Source organism: Shewanella sp. 10B (assembly GCF_023475885.1).
Classification (GTDB): Bacteria; Pseudomonadota; Gammaproteobacteria; order Enterobacterales; family Shewanellaceae; genus Shewanella; species Shewanella mangrovisoli.
In genome coordinates this window covers 88587-104537 of the sequence record NZ_JAMDJO010000009.1, presented here as the reverse complement: position 1 = coordinate 104537, position 15951 = coordinate 88587, and the positions used below count along the sequence as shown (strand labels likewise).

At 49.7% G+C, this 15951-nt stretch carries 17 protein-coding genes; 13 read left to right on the top strand and 4 right to left on the bottom strand.

Annotation, left to right across the window (positions count from 1 at the left end; genetic code table 11):
• Positions 1-3: 3 nt before the first annotated feature.
• The gene (locus M0415_RS19625) at positions 4-1569 is read right to left on the bottom strand and encodes an alpha/beta hydrolase (protein ID WP_425383234.1); all 1566 of its coding nucleotides are present in this window, start codon (positions 1567-1569) and stop codon (positions 4-6) included.
• Positions 1570-1715: 146 nt separating this feature from the next.
• On the opposite strand from M0415_RS19625, the gene M0415_RS19620 reads away from it, so the two are divergent.
• The 7 genes from M0415_RS19620 to M0415_RS19590 all read left to right on the top strand — a co-directional run bounded on the left by M0415_RS19620 (position 1716) and on the right by M0415_RS19590 (position 10035).
• Entirely contained in the window at positions 1716-2081 is a 366-nt protein-coding gene (locus M0415_RS19620; RefSeq protein ID WP_088212733.1) for a GntR family transcriptional regulator, read from the top strand.
• A 46-nt stretch (positions 2082-2127) separates the two neighbouring features.
• Positions 2128-2991, top strand: a complete 864-nt coding sequence (locus tag M0415_RS19615) for an ABC transporter ATP-binding protein (RefSeq protein ID WP_249552878.1) — start codon at positions 2128-2130, stop codon at positions 2989-2991.
• The gene (locus M0415_RS19610; RefSeq protein ID WP_249552880.1) at positions 2988-4298 is read left to right on the top strand and encodes an ABC transporter permease; all 1311 of its coding nucleotides are present in this window, start codon (positions 2988-2990) and stop codon (positions 4296-4298) included. Before M0415_RS19615 ends, M0415_RS19610 begins: the two co-directional genes overlap by 4 nt.
• A 128-nt stretch (positions 4299-4426) precedes the next feature.
• Positions 4427-6220: an AMP-dependent synthetase/ligase gene (locus tag M0415_RS19605; RefSeq protein WP_249552882.1), complete on the top strand. Its 1794-nt coding sequence runs from the start codon at positions 4427-4429 to the stop codon at positions 6218-6220.
• Between the two features lie 140 nt (positions 6221-6360).
• Positions 6361-8850 (top strand): toxin-antitoxin system YwqK family antitoxin, encoded by a 2490-nt coding sequence (locus M0415_RS19600; RefSeq protein ID WP_249552884.1) that lies wholly within the window; start codon positions 6361-6363, stop codon positions 8848-8850.
• Positions 8851-8957: 107 nt separating this feature from the next.
• Positions 8958-9368 (top strand): acyl-CoA thioesterase, encoded by a 411-nt coding sequence (locus tag M0415_RS19595; RefSeq protein WP_011624719.1) that lies wholly within the window; start codon positions 8958-8960, stop codon positions 9366-9368.
• A gap of 118 nt (positions 9369-9486) precedes the next feature.
• Positions 9487-10035 (top strand): HPP family protein, encoded by a 549-nt coding sequence (locus M0415_RS19590; RefSeq protein ID WP_037416221.1) that lies wholly within the window; start codon positions 9487-9489, stop codon positions 10033-10035.
• A gap of 20 nt (positions 10036-10055) precedes the next feature.
• On the opposite strand, the gene M0415_RS19585 is transcribed toward M0415_RS19590, so the two are convergent.
• Together M0415_RS19585 and M0415_RS19580 are read right to left on the bottom strand one after the other, a co-directional pair.
• A complete protein-coding gene (locus M0415_RS19585) occupies positions 10056-10319 on the bottom strand; it encodes a GNAT family N-acetyltransferase (RefSeq protein WP_249552886.1) in 264 nt (87 codons plus the stop codon).
• Positions 10320-10378: 59 nt separating this feature from the next.
• The gene (locus M0415_RS19580) at positions 10379-10807 is read right to left on the bottom strand and encodes an acyl-CoA thioesterase (RefSeq protein ID WP_041416664.1); all 429 of its coding nucleotides are present in this window, start codon (positions 10805-10807) and stop codon (positions 10379-10381) included.
• A gap of 183 nt (positions 10808-10990) precedes the next feature.
• On the opposite strand from M0415_RS19580, the gene M0415_RS19575 reads away from it, so the two are divergent.
• The 3 genes from M0415_RS19575 to M0415_RS19565 all read left to right on the top strand — a co-directional run bounded on the left by M0415_RS19575 (position 10991) and on the right by M0415_RS19565 (position 12406).
• Complete coding sequence (locus M0415_RS19575; protein ID WP_249552888.1) at positions 10991-11344, top strand: MerR family transcriptional regulator; 354 nt, start codon at positions 10991-10993, stop codon at positions 11342-11344.
• 71 nt (positions 11345-11415) lie between these two features.
• A complete protein-coding gene (locus M0415_RS19570) occupies positions 11416-11994 on the top strand; it encodes an NAD(P)H-dependent oxidoreductase (protein WP_249552890.1) in 579 nt (192 codons plus the stop codon).
• A 16-nt stretch (positions 11995-12010) separates the two neighbouring features.
• Positions 12011-12406 carry a GFA family protein gene (locus M0415_RS19565; protein WP_249552892.1) on the top strand — a complete coding sequence of 132 codons (396 nt, stop codon included), beginning with the start codon at positions 12011-12013 and terminating at the stop codon, positions 12404-12406.
• A gap of 62 nt (positions 12407-12468) precedes the next feature.
• On the opposite strand, the gene mtnC is transcribed toward M0415_RS19565, so the two are convergent.
• Entirely contained in the window at positions 12469-13149 is a 681-nt protein-coding gene (mtnC, locus tag M0415_RS19560; protein WP_220054338.1) for an acireductone synthase, read from the bottom strand.
• 375 nt (positions 13150-13524) lie between these two features.
• On the opposite strand from mtnC, the gene M0415_RS19555 reads away from it, so the two are divergent.
• From M0415_RS19555 to M0415_RS19545, 3 genes are all read left to right on the top strand, one after another.
• A complete protein-coding gene (locus M0415_RS19555) occupies positions 13525-13947 on the top strand; it encodes a hypothetical protein (protein WP_249552894.1) in 423 nt (140 codons plus the stop codon).
• Positions 13948-14039: 92 nt separating this feature from the next.
• Positions 14040-15053: a DUF3137 domain-containing protein gene (locus M0415_RS19550; protein ID WP_249552896.1), complete on the top strand. Its 1014-nt coding sequence runs from the start codon at positions 14040-14042 to the stop codon at positions 15051-15053.
• 128 nt (positions 15054-15181) lie between these two features.
• Entirely contained in the window at positions 15182-15913 is a 732-nt protein-coding gene (locus tag M0415_RS19545) for a hypothetical protein (RefSeq protein ID WP_249552898.1), read from the top strand.
• Positions 15914-15951: the final 38 nt, after the last annotated feature.

Genomic DNA, 15951 nt, shown 5'->3' with positions numbered 1-15951 from the left:
GACTTACTCCTTGGCTCCAGTGCTGGGTTTATCCTTGGGCTTATCTTTGGAAGAGTGGGTTGCATCTTCGGTCGCGAGTGGCTCAACCGAGCTGGCGTTTAAATAGAAGCTACGGCGCACATCCTTCTTCAAACATTCACCATCGAGATCTTTGACCGAACCAGTACGCACTAACTCGGCGACTAAGTTATTGGCGCAGGACTGATAGGCCACACCATGGGTCGCATAAGGTGCGACAAAGTGTTTGGCGTTGGTGAGTTTTTCCATCGCCAGTTCTCCCCAGCTCGGTGGGGTTGCTGGGTCAATTTCGCCCGATAGCAACAGGGTGGGAATATCGCTCTTGATAGGCTCGCTAAAGTTGGCATCGACTGGCGGCACCTTCCACACAGAACACGATGCCTCTAAGCTTTCGAGCATGGTTTTGCCAACATAGGAGGTTTTGGCCTGTTCACGCATCGCAGGGGTGATGCGATGTATGTCTTCACCGCAGACGACTGAGGCGTGCATGCCCATCGCCATGCCTGCGCCATCCGTGGTTAAGGCAAATAACCCGAGTAGCGGTTGGTAGTTACCCTTGGCGGCCTGATGAATCGCATGGGGCACTAAGGCGCGCACATTGGTTTGATACAGTGCCATGCGGATCGCACCGTAAAACTTCGCGCGGGTCATAGTGAGTAGGGTCTTTTCTCCCGTCACAGGGTCGTGCACTGGCTCCATCACCGGCCCTTGGCTGAGTTTAGCGACTACTTCGTCAAACTCGGCCTTGAGCTCAGGAAACTCGGCATGGCAGGCGGCTGTTTCTTGGCAGTCTTTAAACAGCAAGTCAAAGCCGCGCTCAATTGCCGAGCCAATCTCCAATACGCTCTGCTGCATGGGTACTATGCCGTCTAAGGTGACTGTGGCTAAGTGCTCGGGATATAAGCGCATATAGAGCTGCGCCATACGCGTGCCATAGGAGATGCCGTAGAGGTGCAGCTTTTTGTAGCCTAAGTGGGCGCGCACGGCCTCGAAGTCTTGCACCGCATTGAGGCTGCCGTATTGGGTGACATCGGTATCGGGGAATTGATCGCGGCATTTTTGCGCTTCGGCCAAGGTATCGACATTATCATCGTCGAAGGACAGTGGCGATTGTGGGCCGGCTTCACAATTGAGCACATTGGAGCGCCCCGTTCCGCGTTGATCGATTAGCAGAATATCGCGCTGCTGGCGCACTTTGTTGAGCATGCTATCGAAGCCTGCCGCATTATCTATGGCCGATTGACCTGGGCCACCGGCGATCGCCAGTAAGGCTTCTTCGTGGTTGACGTTTTTCACCGCGGGCAAGACCACATAATGCACTTGGATCTGCTTGCCATCCGGCTTGTTAGGGTTTTCGGGCACAGTGACAAAGCCGCAGTTTAAGCGGTCTGATACACCTTCAACATAGCAGGTGTTGGCGGATTCAATTGGCTTAACTGAGTTGTCGCTGGCCCAAGTCGCGGCGCTACCCATGGCGAGCATCAACGCACTCAAACTGATGATGCTTTTGCTTAACTTGCCTTGTTGCTGGCGCGTATCAACGCGCTTCATTGCCACGTCAGCGCTGGCATTATGGGACTTCCTGTGGATCATGCTATCTATCATGAGCGCTTTCCTTTTTGCATTTCAGGATGAGTGTGTTACTTTAAATACAGTGTATCGGTGTATCAATGTATTAATACAGTGTGTAAAGGCTAATGTTAGAACTTTTAAATGTCAACCCCAGCAGTGGTGAGCCAATTTACAAGCAATTACACGAGCAAATCGTGCGCTTGATTGTGGGCGGCCAACTGCAAGAGGAAGACGTATTACCCTCAGTGCGCCAAATTGCTGAATATCTTGCGGTCAATCCGATGACGGTGTCCCGCGCGATTCAGCAATTGGTCGATCAAGGTTGGCTTGAGCGCCGCCGTGGTCAGGCGACTAGGGTCGCCGCGCGCAGCGAGGCGATGGAGTCGGGCGTGAGTCTGCTCGAGCCGCAATTAGATGCGCTGCTGGCACAGGCAAAGCAGCTGGGCGTGAGTCTGCCCGAGTTGCTGCAATTGATTAATGAGCGTTGGTAGCCTGAGTCGAGCTAAGCGAAAACGAGAATAAAAAGGACGCAATTCGATGGACCAAGACTTTACCCCAATACTAGCGTTTTCTAACGTAAACAAAGTGTTTCGCGGCAAAGGTGCCAGCGAAAAGCGTGCGCTCAAGGATCTGACCTTACGTTTATCGGCCGGTATGGTGGTGGGTCTATTGGGACAAAACGGTGCGGGTAAATCGACCCTAATGCGCTGCGCTTTGGGGATCCTCTCGCCGGATTCGGGTGAAATCCGCACCTTAGGCGAAACGCCGGAGCAGCTCTCCTCGGCGGCTAAGGAACGCCTCGGCTATGTGCCGCAGCAACCCTTTGGTTATGAAGGTTTTACCGTTGAACGCGCCCTCGATTTGCACCGCAGTTTTTATCCCCACTGGGACATGCAGTTAGAGCAGGATTGGCTCGCCCGTTTTGAATTAGATGTGACTCAACAGGTGCAACGCCTGTCCGTTGGTCAGCGCCAATCCTTAGCCTTGATCATGGCGATGGCCTATCGCCCTGAGTTGCTGATCCTCGATGAACCCGTGGCCAGCCTTGACCCAATAGTCAGGCGCAAGTTTATGGTCGATTTGTTCGACTTGGCCCTCGAATCCGGCTCGGCCGTGTTGTTTTCATCCCATATCACCTCAGATTTAGAGCGGGTCGCGAGCCATGTTGCCCTGATTAAGCAGGGCGAGTTAGTGCTGTTTAAGGAGATTGATGCCCTGAGGGAAGAGGTGCGTTTAGTCAAACTCGCGGACGGCGCCGAGTTGCCGGAGCAGGTGCGTATCCTCAGCCGCGATGGTGATTCTGTGCTGGTGGACAGGGGCGATATGGAGCTTAATCTGCCCGGTGTGCTGCGCAGTGAGGCGCTGAATTTGGAGCAACTCTTTGTGGAGCTGCACAAATGAGTGCCGCTAAACCCTTAGTGCAGGTACCTGAAAAACTGGGGACGCACCATTCGATTAATCCCTTTAACGGCATGCTGCGCCTGTGGTTGTTTGATGTCGGCAGTGTGAGTTTTCTTGGTACAGGCATATTTGGCTTAGTGCTGAGTATCTTAGCCGGATGGGTGGGGCAGAAAGAGAGTTTTGATATCTTCGTTGCCATGGCTATCGTTTCGACTTCGGCGGCCGTGGCTTGGCAGCTTATTCGCTTGATGGCCAATGAGTGCTCGATATTAATTCCCCGTTATCGACAGAATGTGTTTATCCAATGCGAAGTGATGCTTATCGGTGTATTTAGCTTAGCCGTGCTGCTTTGTGTGTTGTATGACTTCACCTCGAGCCTGTCATTATTGGTATTTGCACAAGGGATAAGCCTAGGGTTTATTCTGTTGTGTTTGTTGCAAACCCAGTGGTTTTACAGCTCATTTTTACTGTTTATCTTAGTGCCATTTTCCAGCGATTTGGCCGAGCAAGTGCCGCTGTGGCTGAGTTTAGCCGTGTTGTTTGTGTTAGCCGCTTTGATTTGGCGCCGATGCCTAGTGTTACCTTGGCGAGTAGAGGCGCGCAGCGTGTACCTCAATGGGCTCGAGATGGGCTGGTTTTGGCTGCCGAGTCTGCAATCGATGCGGATCTTGAGCCGATTAGAGCGCTACCTGCATCCGGTGAACTTCTTTATTGGTCCTATGCTGACCGTGTTGTTGCTGTTACTCCCTGTGCTGACGATAGTGCTCGGGGTGTTATCCCATGAACTGCAATGGAATTTCCCTGTGTTACTGCTGTTGGCGCAGTTTAGTGTGATCGGCTGCTCGCTAGTGCACTGGAGTCGGGTACAGCGCTCTCGTGCGACTGAATTGCTCTTATTGCTGCCGGGTTTCGATGGCCGTACAGGTTTAGTCAAAGCCTTTGCCCGTGGGCAGCAACGATTACTGTTTTTCATCGGCATAGGCATTTTGCTCTCGAGTCTGTTTATCACTTGGCTCAATGGCAACATGACATTGGCCTTGCTGGCGCACTTAGTCATGAGCACCTATTGGGCCTGCGCCTTAGTGTTAGGGCTAGGCTGCCTGTGCCGCCGAGTATTACAGTTGAGCCTAACTATGCTGGTGGTCGTGGGGCATTCAATCTGGGTGTCTATTAGCCTTGCGGCGCTGCAACATGAGGGCAGCCTGTTTTATTGGTCGCTGGGCAATATTTTACTGGTGATCCTTGGGCAAATCGCACTGTATTGGGGCAGTAAAAAGCTCTGGCTGGGCGACATTATCGAGCGCTAATTGCCCTGAAATGGCGTGATTGGGGCGACATTTGCACAAGATTAGAGCAAAAACTCTTAGTTTTTGGCTTGCCTTCAGGTAGAATGCCGCAAAAGCGGTACACTTGTAAGCTAAAAGGTGAGTCACTCATGTCTCTCGAACAATATCACGTAATTCGACTATTACAGCAGCAAAGCCAGTCATTAAAAGAGGCTATCGCGCTGGAAGGTTTTGAAATGGCTGCGCCTTGGCATCAAGTCAGTTGGCAGGCATTCGATCAAATTAGCCATAAAATTGCACAGGTGTTGATTGAACTTGGCGTACAAGTGCAAGACCGTTGCGTGATCCTGTCGCAAAATTGCCCTCAATGGACCTGTGCCGACATAGGTACCCTGAAAAGTCGTGCCGTTGTGGTACCTATCTATCCAACCAGCACCCTAGAGCAGGCTAGCTTTATCATTAACGATGCGGCGGCGAAGGTGATTTTTGTCGACGACGCTAAGCAATATGCGCTGGCCTGTGAGCTGCAAAAACAGTGTCCAACCTTAGAGCATGTGATTGTGTTCGACGCGAGTGTTGAGCTGGCGCAGGACAACGCCCAACATCAACATTTAGACAGCTTATTAGCCAAAGAATACGGCCAGAGTGTTGAGCTTGAGCAGCGCTTACAGGATGCCAATCTCGACGATCTGTTAACCCTGATTTATACCTCTGGTACCACGGGCGACCCTAAGGGCGTGATGCTGGATTACCGCAATATGGCTTCGACTGTGCGTCAGCACGATCAGATCCTGCCGTTTACCACTGGCGATGTGTCGTTAGCTTTCCTACCGCTAAGCCATGTGTTTGAGCGTGGTTGGAGCTTTTACGTGCTGTGCCGTGGTGGCCACAACGTTTACCTGCAAAACACCCAAAGAGTGAAAGAGGCTATCAGCGCCGTGCGTCCGCATACCCTGTGTGTGGTGCCGCGTTTCCTCGAGAAGGTTTATAGCGCAGTGCAGGATAAGGTTGCTAAATCCGCCGAAGGCCGTAAAAAACTGTTCGCCTGGGCCATGGGCGTCGGCGAGCGTCAGTTTGAGGTGAGCCAAGGCCGCGCTAAGGGCGGTTTGTGGTTATCCTTGCAATGGCGTTTAGCGCACAAGCTGGTTTACAGCAAGTTGCAAGCCGTGCTCGGTGGCCGCTTAAAGTTTATGCCCTGCGGTGGCGCCGCCCTCGATTTAAACGTAGCGTCTTTCTTCCATGCCATTGGTATTCCAGTACTTTGTGGTTACGGCATGACGGAAACGAACGCGACTGTGACCTGTAATACTTTAGATAACCGGGTTGCGGGTTCGAACGGTAAAGTCTTACCCGAAATCGAAGTGAAGCTAGGTAAGGACGATGAGATTTTAGTCCGTGGCGATACCGTGATGCGCGGTTATTACAATCGCCCTGAAGATACCGCAGCTGCCTTCGAAGGTGGCTGGTTGAAGACCGGCGATGCGGGGCGACTCGATGCCAATGGTAATTTATTTATTACCGACCGCATCAAAGAGTTAATGAAAACCTCTAACGGTAAATACATTGCACCGCAGCGGGTTGAAGGCACTGTGGGCCGTTGCCCCTTTATCGAACAAGTGGCTGTGATTGCCGATGCCCGTAACTATGTGACGGCGCTGATTGTGCCCGCCTTTGAATCCCTCGAAGCTTGGGCCAAGGATAAGGGCCTGAAATACGAGTCGCCTATCGAGCTGCTGCGTCATAGCCATGTGGTTGAGCATTTCGAGCAGCGCTTAAAGCATTTGCAGCAAGAATTGGCGGGGTTTGAGCAAATCAAAAAGTTTACCCTGCTGCCAGAAGCCTTTTCGATGGAGGCGGGATTAATCACCCCGACGCTGAAATTGCGCCGCAAAATGATTTATCACAAGTACGCCCATGAAATTAATGCTATGTACAATAATTGATTGTTAAAGCTTTGATCCTAAAAGGCCGCTTTGCGGCCTTTTTTGTGTCAGCTACTTCCTGAAGCACCGGACTTCGCTTAAAATTCGCCCCGCTTACTGGTGCGCACGAGGCGCAAGGTGTCGGTGTTAAGGATAGTTAAATGGAACTTTCGATTCGTCGTTTATGCGCCGCAGTTGGTGCGGTGTTGCTCTCTTCGTTTGCGGTTATTCCTGCTGCACTTGCGGCGGAATATGACAAAATGGTTCACGGTCCCGTGGATCTTCCCAATGGCCAATGGCTCAATTTTTATCAAAAAGATCAACAGGTGTGGGGCGAAATGCTCTACGGCGATGCGCCAGGTGTGCGCATTGACGATTACGGCCGCGCCGAAATCGTGGCGGTGTTTTACTATGACTTCGACAAAGGCGGCACTAAAGAAGTGATCGTCATGCTCAAGGATGCCGATGGCCAGCATCTGCGGGGTTATGGTTTTGAGGGCGAGGAGTTGACTAAACTGCCGCGACTGCAAGCCGTACTCGATGAAGTCGCACCCACCATTAGCACCTTTACCGTCGGCGGCGTTCGCAAAGTATTAAGCCAGTTGCCACCGCAGCAGTACCGTATGACCTATGAGGCTGAGGGCGTCCAAGATCCTGACATTAAGGCGATTCTTGATGGTACCTCTAAACTCAAACCGACCTTAATTGGCTATCGCAATTCTGAAGGTACGGCGACGGATATCAAAACCGCAGTGGAATACAAGCTGCGCTATCCCGTGACTCGCACCGATAAAGATGCCGAGGGACGTGAACGAAAATACAGTCTGGTGGCAACCTTTGATCGCAGCGCCTACGTCGAAGAAGATAGCAGCTTTATGCTGGTGGCCATTGGCTACGAGGCCGACGACATCGATTGGCTTAAAAATGGCAGCGAAAAAATCCCGCGAACAGGGCCTTTTTACGAATTCATGAGCATGGGCAGTACTTGGGCTGGTGTTGCCAGTGAAGCCCATTATGTGCAGGGTGAGCTGGATGGTCACTTTGCCGCCTACGATGCCCGCAATGGCAGTGTGATGTATGCCGGTGACTATAAGCTGGGTAAGCAAGTGGGTAAGTGGATTGAAGCCGACAGCCGTGAAACCTACTGGGAAGGCGAGTATCTCGACGGTAAGAAACAGGGCAAATGGGTGTTGCAGTCCATTATGGATGACGCCGATAACTACGGCTTTATCCATTACAACAAGGGCGTGCCCGATGGCCCGAGTGAAATCTATACCCCAGATTACGATTCCAGCACCGAAGGCGCGAAAAAGTTGTCCGAAAAGGGCATTTATCTCAATGGCGTAAAAGATGGTGAGTGGCTTGAGTCCGATGGTAGCAAAGGCCAATACCAAAAGGGTGTGAAACAAGGCGCTTGGGTGGAAAAGGTCACCCAAGGGGATTATCGCTTTCAAACTGGTGAAGGCCGCTACCTCGATGGTAAACGTTCAGGCACTTGGGTATATATTCGAACGCCCGATGAGAACGATGCTTTTACCACAAAGCAATCAGTGACTTATCTCTATAAGACCGAAGTCAACTATGAGAATGGTCTACGCCAAGGTGAGGCTAAGTTATTCAATAAAGATAATTTTATGTTCGCCCTTAAACATTACGATAAGGGCCGCCTCCACGGTGAAAGTCTATGGTACTCAGCGCCAAATATCGTCAGCAATGTTGCCAATTATCGTCAAGGCGAGTTGGATGGCGCACAAATGTGGCTCGAGCCTAACGGCGATCTGAATGAGTTGAGTCAATATAAGTTTAATGACGCCGTAACACTTAAACCCTCGCAGGATGAATGCATGATGCGAAAAGAGCCCTACGCAGGCGATTGTGAGGGCGTATTAAGCGTAAAAAATGCTGAAACTAGCTCGATTAAAGACGGTGAGCAGCGAGTGTATCGCGGCGGCCAGCTATCCGAATTAAGCTATTACACCAATGGGTCGGTTGATAAAGAATATCGATTCGATTCTAACGGTCGCTTAACGTCTCTGAAGACCTATAAAGCGGGTCAGGAATACGGCCCAAGCATCCGCTATTCCACCGACGGCGGCTATTCGCTCGTCCAATATGGTCATCTTATCAATAACCGTCTCTCTGGTCCCCATTACACTTTCTACCCGAACGGCCAGTTAAAGAGTTTGTGGAACTATTGCCAGCAAGAAGGCGAAACCTGGAACGGTGAACCCTATTTCTGGGATAACGCCATTGCGCGCTGCGGTATCCAGCGAGAGTATTTTGATAATGGTGCCGTGAGTTGTATCGAGGATCTCGACGGCAATTATGCCGTGGATAAAGTCTGTTATGACCAAAATGGTAAGTTAGCCAGCGAAATGCTGCGTATCGATGAGCAACATGTGGTGCATAAGCGTTATATGAACGGGGTGATCTATCAAGAGGAACCCGGGTTCTCGGATTTTTCCCATGTGACTAAGGGGCGCAAAATCTATCACTTAGAAAACCCGAAAAGCCATGGTGTGTTTAAGTCCTACGACAGCAGTGGCAAGCTCAAATACGAAAAAATCTATGATATGGGTAAGGCTGGCTGTATGAAAAAATACGATGCCAATGGCAAGCAAACCCCAGAGACCGCGAGCTGCCAGTTCTAGCATCGCGCTTCTTATTTCTGTTAGGCTTGGTAGGGATAAACAGGGTAAGCGCCTCGTTTATCCCATTTACAGCATAAAAGTATAAGAACAACAAAAGGGAAGTTTGCATGTCAGTCACCGAATACAGCCTCGAAATCCACCCAAGATTTACCGAAACCGATGGCCTAGGCCATATCAACAACACAGTGATCCCCGTGTGGTGCGAGGCGGCGCGCACGCCAATCTTCGAGATTTTTAATCCCGAGTTGGATTTGCATCAGTGGAACCTCATAGTGGCAGGCTTTACCGTGGCCTTTATCGCGCCGACTTACTACGGCAAGAGCGTGACGGTGAAAACCTATGTCAGCCGTATTGGCAATAGCAGCTTCGAGTTAACTCAAACCTGTTGGCAGGCTGGCAATAAAACCGCCGAAGTGAAAACTACCTTAGTGCACTACGACTACAGCTGCGAAAAGAGTCGTCCCATCCCCGAAGATATTCGTGAAATCTTAGCTAGCCTCAACGGCGAAGCTGCATAAGTCTGATATTCGCTTTCACCGCACAATTGCAATTGCGCGGTGAAAACGTTAACGTGGCGGCCGCAAATGTGATGCGGATCACTTGTCCGCGCCTTTATTCCTCCCGGCCGGATTTAGCATGAGATTTTACTTCACCCGAATGCGTTCTAAGGACATCTGTCCGCCACGACAACCCCTAAAAAAGATCGTTTGGTCATGGGTAGGGGCCTTTTGTGGCATTTATCTAGTCGCCAGTCTTGCCACTTATATGGGCGATAATCTGCTCGGCACTATGTTTGTGATTGGCTCATTTGGGGCGTCGGCGGTATTAGTCTACGGCGCGCCGCTGGCAGAGTTTTCTCAGCCACGTAACTTGATTGGTGGCAGTGTGCTATCGGCACTGATTGGTGTGGCTGTTTATCAAGTATTTGCCGATTATATGGTGCTCGCGAGTGCGTTAGCGGTATCACTCGCCATCGCATTGATGTATTTAACCCGCACGCTGCACCCACCGGGCGGCGCAACGGCATTAATTGCCGTGATAGGCGGTGAGAACGTGCATCAACTCGGGTTTCTCTATGCCTTGATGCCAGTCTTTCTCGGCTCACTACTGCTATTGCTGGTGGCGCTAGTCGTGAATAACCTCTCCACCGATCCCAAACGCCACTATCCAGTGTATTGGATTTAGCTTACCTGTTGCGAAGCCAGTTATTTCAAAAACTTCTGCACATACCAACAGCTGGCTGCTATCTCAAAATCCTGGGCTTTGGCCCACTTTAGGCCATGGCGAACTAAACGTTCGGCAAGGCCTTTGCCGCGTAGTTCGTCGGGTACAAAGGTTCGATTAAAATCGATGTGCTGGCCATTGAGTCGATATTCCAGCACGGCCTCATGCCCGTCAACGGGGATCACAAAGCGTTGTTTATCCTGTTGATGCTCAACGGTGGCTTCTGTTGGCGCTTTTTCTGACATACAGCCTCCCTCTGATTTGGCCTAAAGTGTTATGGCAATGTCGCCATAGACTCGGTAGCTTAAGCTTGCTCGTGTTGTTTAAGAATGGCGAGTAATTCCGTGGGAAGCTCGGCTTTTTGACCCGTTTTAAAGTTAAACATTACAGCGACCGAAGTACCTAAGGTCGTAATTGCCTGTTGCTGTTTACTAAAAGCCTGATAATGCATGGTAAATCTGTCACTTTGAATATCGCTGATACTCACACTGACCAATAGCGTATCGGGGAAGGTTACAGGTCGTTTATAGCGGGCCTGATTTTCGCTAATAACAGGACCGACACCCGATTTATACAGGGCATCGAGTGGAAAGAGGCGGTTGAAAAAGTCGATACGTGCGGTTTCAAAATAACGGAAATAGACCACATTGTTGACGTGTTGCAGCGCATCCATTTCGCCCCAAGCCACGGGGATTTCGGTTACTATAGGGTGCTGTGCGAGAAACTTTTCCATTGGACTTAGTGTTGGACTTTCCATTGCATTACTCATAGTCAAAAGCTCTAGTTAAAACGCTCGTTTAAGGCAGCCAGACTAGCAGTATAAAGTGCGAGCGACAAGCCTAAAGCGCAGTGATATGCTGGCAAAGGGCGGCAGATTTATGATGATTTTTTCAATTATTTTAATGGATTAAATACTATGTATATTGGTGCTGTGGCTAAGCAAACTGGCCTGTCGATCAAGGCGATTCGCCTCTACGAGGAGTGGGGACTGATCAGTGCGCCGATCCGTAAGGGGCGTTATCGCACTTATAGCGCAACCGATATAAAGCAGTTATTGCTGATCAAAGAGGCCAAAACCTTAGGTATCAAACTCTCGCAACTTAAAGACTTGTTTATCGAGGGTGAACAGGCGGCGCAGCTTGAGTCTGTGCAGCAGTTTTTATTGCATATCAAAGCCGATTTCCTACGGCAGATTAGCGAATTAGAAGATAAATTAGTCAGGCTCGACGCCTGTATTGATGGTTTGGATACCTGCGAATCCCGCGCGTAATTGCAGGCTTGACTCTGCCCCTAGGGGCAGAGCTTAAGCTGTTGTCATATTGAATACTCAAGGTTTTTACTATGACAAAAAAGATACTGGTGGTTTCTGGCCATCCCAAACCCGATAGCCTGTGTGAACATTTAGCCGATACTTACGCCAAGGCTGCGAGCGAGTCGCATTCGGTGCGTCTATTAAAACTTAGCGAGTTAGAATTTGAGCCTAATCTGGCGCGGGGATACCATCAACAACAGCCCTTAGAGGCGGATCTGCAACGCTTTCAGCAGGCCATTCTCTGGGCCGAACATGTTGTGATTGTGGTGCCAATTTGGTGGGGCAGCGTACCCGCTAAGTTTAAAGGATTAATTGATAGAACATTTTTACCCGGTTTTGCCTTTCAGTATCAGCAGGGGAAAACCTTCCCCGATCGACTGCTCAAGGGGAAAACCTCACGCATTATCATGACCATGGATACGCCGCCTTGGTATTACAAGTGGTTCCAAGGCGCACCCGCGCTAAAGCAATTAGATATCGCGACCTTAGTCTTTAGTGGCTTTAAGCGCGCTAAGAGCCAAATGCTGGGGCCTGTGATCAATGCCAAGGCGCTGCAAGTGCAAAACTGGCAAGCGCAAGTTGAACGGCAAGGCAGGTTGGGGCGTTAATCAATAAGGAGCTTAAGTGATTAAACACGTTGGCAATACTCAGATCCAAGCCAAGCATCTCGCCAGTTGCCATTGTGGCGCCGTGGTATTGGAATTATCGCTGCCCAATGGCATTGAAAAGCCGAGGCGTTGTGATTGCTCAATCTGTCGGCGCAAGGGCGCTATCGTCGGCTCAGTGCCGCTGGCGGGATTGAAGATTATCAGAGGCGAGAACGTATTAAAGTGCTATGAGTTTAATACCAAAACCGCCAAACATTACTTCTGCTCTGTGTGCGGTATCTATACCCATCATCAAAGGCGCTCTAATCCCAAGGAATATGGCTATAACCTTGGTTGCCTCGAAGGCGTTAACCCTTACGAATTAGGCGATGTTCCCGTTTGCGATGGGGTGAATCACCCTGCGGACAGGTAGGTTTGATTTGCCTGATAAACAAAAAGCGACCCTTGGGTCGCTTTTTATCTGTAGTGTCGGTGTTACTCGATCACTAGCTCATCGAAACTCTTGATAGTGCGAAAATCACCTGTGCGTTGTTTGCTATCGCGCACCATTTGGCAGGTCATCATGCCAGCGGCTTCGGCGGCTTTTAGCTCTTCAACCACGTCGGATACAAACAGCACTTGCTTAGGACTTAGGCTGATGGTGTTGAGTATGTTGGCGTAGGCTTGTTTATCTAATTTGTTACCGGTACGGGTATCAAAATGGCCGCTAAACATCTCGGTTAAATCGCCGCCATCACTGTGGCTGAACAGCAGTTTTTGGGCTTCAACCGAACCCGAAGAGAAGCTGTAAATACGCAGTTTTTGCGCGCTAAAACGGCTAACTGCTTCGATAAAGTCGGGGAAGATATGGCCTGTAAATTCGCCATGGGCGTAACCTTGCTTCCAAATCAAACCCTGTAGGGTTTTGAGTGGGGTCACTTTGCGATCTTCATGCACCCATTGCTGCAAAATTTCAGTCACGCGGGCTAAATCGGCATCGGGTTCGAGGGCGATATCTCGGGTGTCGCAGATACAGTTTTCCACCAAGACATTGTGTTGGTTCTGCGCTAAAAAGTCTGGTAAGGCTTTGACAGAATAGGGGAATAGTACATCTTGGATAAAGGTTAGGTCTGTCGTGGTGCCTGCTGTGTCTACGACTATGGCTCTGATACCCATAATGTTTTGATACTCCACAATATGTTGGCTAAAAAATGCAACCCCGATCCTAAGCGTTATTGGGGTAATTGGCTAGTGGATTTCGCCCTTAGACCGTGGGAGATTGTGCACCATATCACTCAGCTATTCGACTGAAACTTAATTAAATGAGGAATTTTAGAGGCTTATCTAGTGGATATGGATGAAATACTGGATTTAGTGGGGAGAATTAGGCTGTTTATGATCCCACAGTTTGTTGTCAGCATAAGACTATGGTCTTAATAGCTAAGGGAAATTTGGGCTGTTATTGTAGCTTTACTATCTTTCGACTGAATTTGTTCTCCTTTAGGGTTTTAGGAATGAGGTCGAGCGAGTTCTGCACTGATGAGACTGTTTATGAAATATTTACCCGCATTTGGCTTAGGTATTCTGTTGGCGGTATTGAGCTTTGTGAGTTTTGCACTGGTTGCAACGGCGGGCTATATGTACGCTTTGCTCGGAAGCGTCGATAACCTCAGCCACACTAGCCCGGCTTATCTGGGGTTAGGTGCCCATGATGCGGGCCTATTATTGCTGCTCTCTGGGCTGATACTATTTAGCTATCAGCGACTTTTTCCTCGATTGCCATTCGATTGGTACGCCGCGGTGGCGATGCAATTACCCTTAGGTTCCTTAGTGCTGTGGGCGGATGGGGTTTCCTTTAATCTTGCGGATTTTTACGGTGTAGCTAGGGCCTTAACCCTCTTTAGCGCCACCTTTGGAGTGCTGATTATTTTTGGCTTATTGCAGCGCCGTGGTCGTAGGCTGGCTCGGGCTTAATCGGTCATTTGTTGGCCTTAAACTGGCCTTGCTGGAATAAAATCCGTAAAATCATTGGCCTAAATGGATTTGAGTCGTAAGAGTAGGAGTCAATGAGTTCGATTGAATTTGATATTCCCGAAGATCACCGTATTCCCTTTCAGAAGTATTACAAACAAAAAATCGCCCCTAAATGTGCACCGTTTGAAGCAAAACGTGAGGGCGTGAACCAGAGGCGGCGTGAAAATGCCAAGTTCACCACCCCAATCTACTACCTATGCATCACTGTGATTTTGGGCGCCTTCGCCGGGTTGCTCGGGGTCCAGTTTATGCTGGTGCCTATGGATTATTTTGTGCCTTTGATGATTGGCGCGTTTTTGCCGATTCCCGTGATAGCCCTAGTGGCGATTGCCTCGGGAAAGGAAAGCAATGAACTCTATAATGCCGCCTTTGAAAAACTCTACCCCATTAGTCTCAAGTACTTCGGCAATGATTATGCGTTAACGAGGGAGCCTAAAGTGGATTTCTCGACCTTTCTGGAGTTGGGGCTGCTGCCTAAAACCGATAAGCAGTATGCGCCAAATTGCCTTAAAGGAACCTATAACAAGGTGCCGTTCCAGTTTTACGAGGTCGATGCTTACAACACTAAATCGAACAACAATGGCTCGGTTGAGCGAGAGACCATCTTCAATGGTGTACTGCTGGTGTGCAATATTCCTAAGCGATTCAACGGTACCACGCTGTTAGTCACGGATAAGGGCAGTTTAAAAAATCGAATTGAGGGGTTTAAGACAAAGCTGTCGCGGGTCAAGCTTGAGGATGTTCGTTTCGAGCGTTATTTTGAGGTGTATAGCAGCGACCAAGTCGAGGCGCGCTACTTACTCAATCCCTTGATGATGGAGAATCTCTTGGCCTTAGGTCGCGAGCTAAATGCCGAGGTTGAAGCCTGTTTCTATCAAAAACAATTGCTGATTAAGATCCCGACAAAACACCATTTCTTTATCAATCAACTCGATTTAGATCGCCCCATCGATTTTAAGCTCAATATCGAGCAGATGTTCACCGAGTTAGGTTATACCTTCTCGATCATCGATACCTTAAGGCTGGATAAACATACCGGGTTATAGCGACAGTCACCTCAATTGCAGCCACATTCTGTGGCTGCTTTATGCTAGAGCTTAAAACATGACTTTTGGCACTTATGGGTGACTCCCCGTGCTCGTTACTATCAAGCTTCAAACTTTGATGGAGCAAGATGATGAACACGATTTTCACCCTGTCGCAATTAGTGCATATCAGCGCGGGCGTGCTGGCATTAGTGTTATTTTGGATGCCTGCCATGCTGAAAAAGGGCAGCGCGAACCACAGTCGTTTTGGCCGTTACTATGTCTATGCCATGTACACAGTGGCGGCGACGGGCGTGGCGATGGCAACGACGGGCCTCATTGACCCGCTCGCGGTGATTAAGCAGCCTGCTGCTAACGCCGATGCTTTAGCGGCGCAGATTGTGGATCGTCAAAATGCTTGGATATTTCTCATTTATATCAGCTTGTTAACTCTAGTGACCGTGAGGCATGGTGTGTTGGTCCTGCGTTATAAGGCGCAGCGTCAGTCATTAAAATCGCCGCTGCATCTGTCGTTAATGCTGAGCTTAACGCTACTTGGCCCTGTGATGGCGCTATGGGGATACCAAGAAAAGCTGATCCTCGCGGTGATTTTTGGCCTGCTAGGCACAACAGTTGGGGCGGGATTCCTGCGTTATAGCTTTAAGGCGACGTTGACCAAACTAGAGTGGTGGATTGAGCATTTAGGCGCGATGATTGGCTCGGGTATCGCCTGTTACACCGCCTTTTTTGCCTTTGGCGGCAGCCGTTTGTTTATCGACCATGGCAATTTGCGTCTGTTGTCGTGGACACTACCAGGTGTTGTCGGTTTTGTGGTGATCCGCTATTTAAGCGGCAAGTACCAACGTCGCTTTGCGGATTAACCTGAGTCCTGAAAACAAAGGGAGCCCTAAAAGCATAG

Excerpts from the sequence above, each read along its gene's own strand:
- M0415_RS19625 (WP_425383234.1), bottom strand. The coding sequence starts at position 1,569 with ATGAAGCGCGTTGATACGCGCCAGCAACAAGGCAAGTTAAGCAAAAGC.
- M0415_RS19580 (WP_041416664.1), bottom strand. The coding sequence starts at position 10,807 with ATGGAAAAGTTTCTCGCACAGCACCCTATAGTAACCGAAATCCCCGTG.
- M0415_RS19605 (WP_249552882.1), top strand. The coding sequence starts at position 4,427 with ATGTCTCTCGAACAATATCACGTAATTCGACTATTACAGCAGCAAAGC.
- M0415_RS19555 (WP_249552894.1), top strand. The coding sequence starts at position 13,525 with ATGAAATATTTACCCGCATTTGGCTTAGGTATTCTGTTGGCGGTATTG.
- M0415_RS19575 (WP_249552888.1), top strand. The coding sequence starts at position 10,991 with ATGTATATTGGTGCTGTGGCTAAGCAAACTGGCCTGTCGATCAAGGCG.
- M0415_RS19620 (WP_088212733.1), top strand. The coding sequence starts at position 1,716 with ATGTTAGAACTTTTAAATGTCAACCCCAGCAGTGGTGAGCCAATTTAC.
- M0415_RS19615 (WP_249552878.1), top strand. The coding sequence starts at position 2,128 with ATGGACCAAGACTTTACCCCAATACTAGCGTTTTCTAACGTAAACAAA.
- mtnC (WP_220054338.1), bottom strand. The coding sequence starts at position 13,149 with ATGGGTATCAGAGCCATAGTCGTAGACACAGCAGGCACCACGACAGAC.
- M0415_RS19610 (WP_249552880.1), top strand. The coding sequence starts at position 2,988 with ATGAGTGCCGCTAAACCCTTAGTGCAGGTACCTGAAAAACTGGGGACG.
- M0415_RS19595 (WP_011624719.1), top strand. The coding sequence starts at position 8,958 with ATGTCAGTCACCGAATACAGCCTCGAAATCCACCCAAGATTTACCGAA.
- M0415_RS19550 (WP_249552896.1), top strand. The coding sequence starts at position 14,040 with ATGAGTTCGATTGAATTTGATATTCCCGAAGATCACCGTATTCCCTTT.
- M0415_RS19545 (WP_249552898.1), top strand. The coding sequence starts at position 15,182 with ATGATGAACACGATTTTCACCCTGTCGCAATTAGTGCATATCAGCGCG.
- M0415_RS19570 (WP_249552890.1), top strand. The coding sequence starts at position 11,416 with ATGACAAAAAAGATACTGGTGGTTTCTGGCCATCCCAAACCCGATAGC.
- M0415_RS19585 (WP_249552886.1), bottom strand. The coding sequence starts at position 10,319 with ATGTCAGAAAAAGCGCCAACAGAAGCCACCGTTGAGCATCAACAGGAT.
- M0415_RS19600 (WP_249552884.1), top strand. The coding sequence starts at position 6,361 with ATGGAACTTTCGATTCGTCGTTTATGCGCCGCAGTTGGTGCGGTGTTG.
- M0415_RS19590 (WP_037416221.1), top strand. The coding sequence starts at position 9,487 with ATGAGATTTTACTTCACCCGAATGCGTTCTAAGGACATCTGTCCGCCA.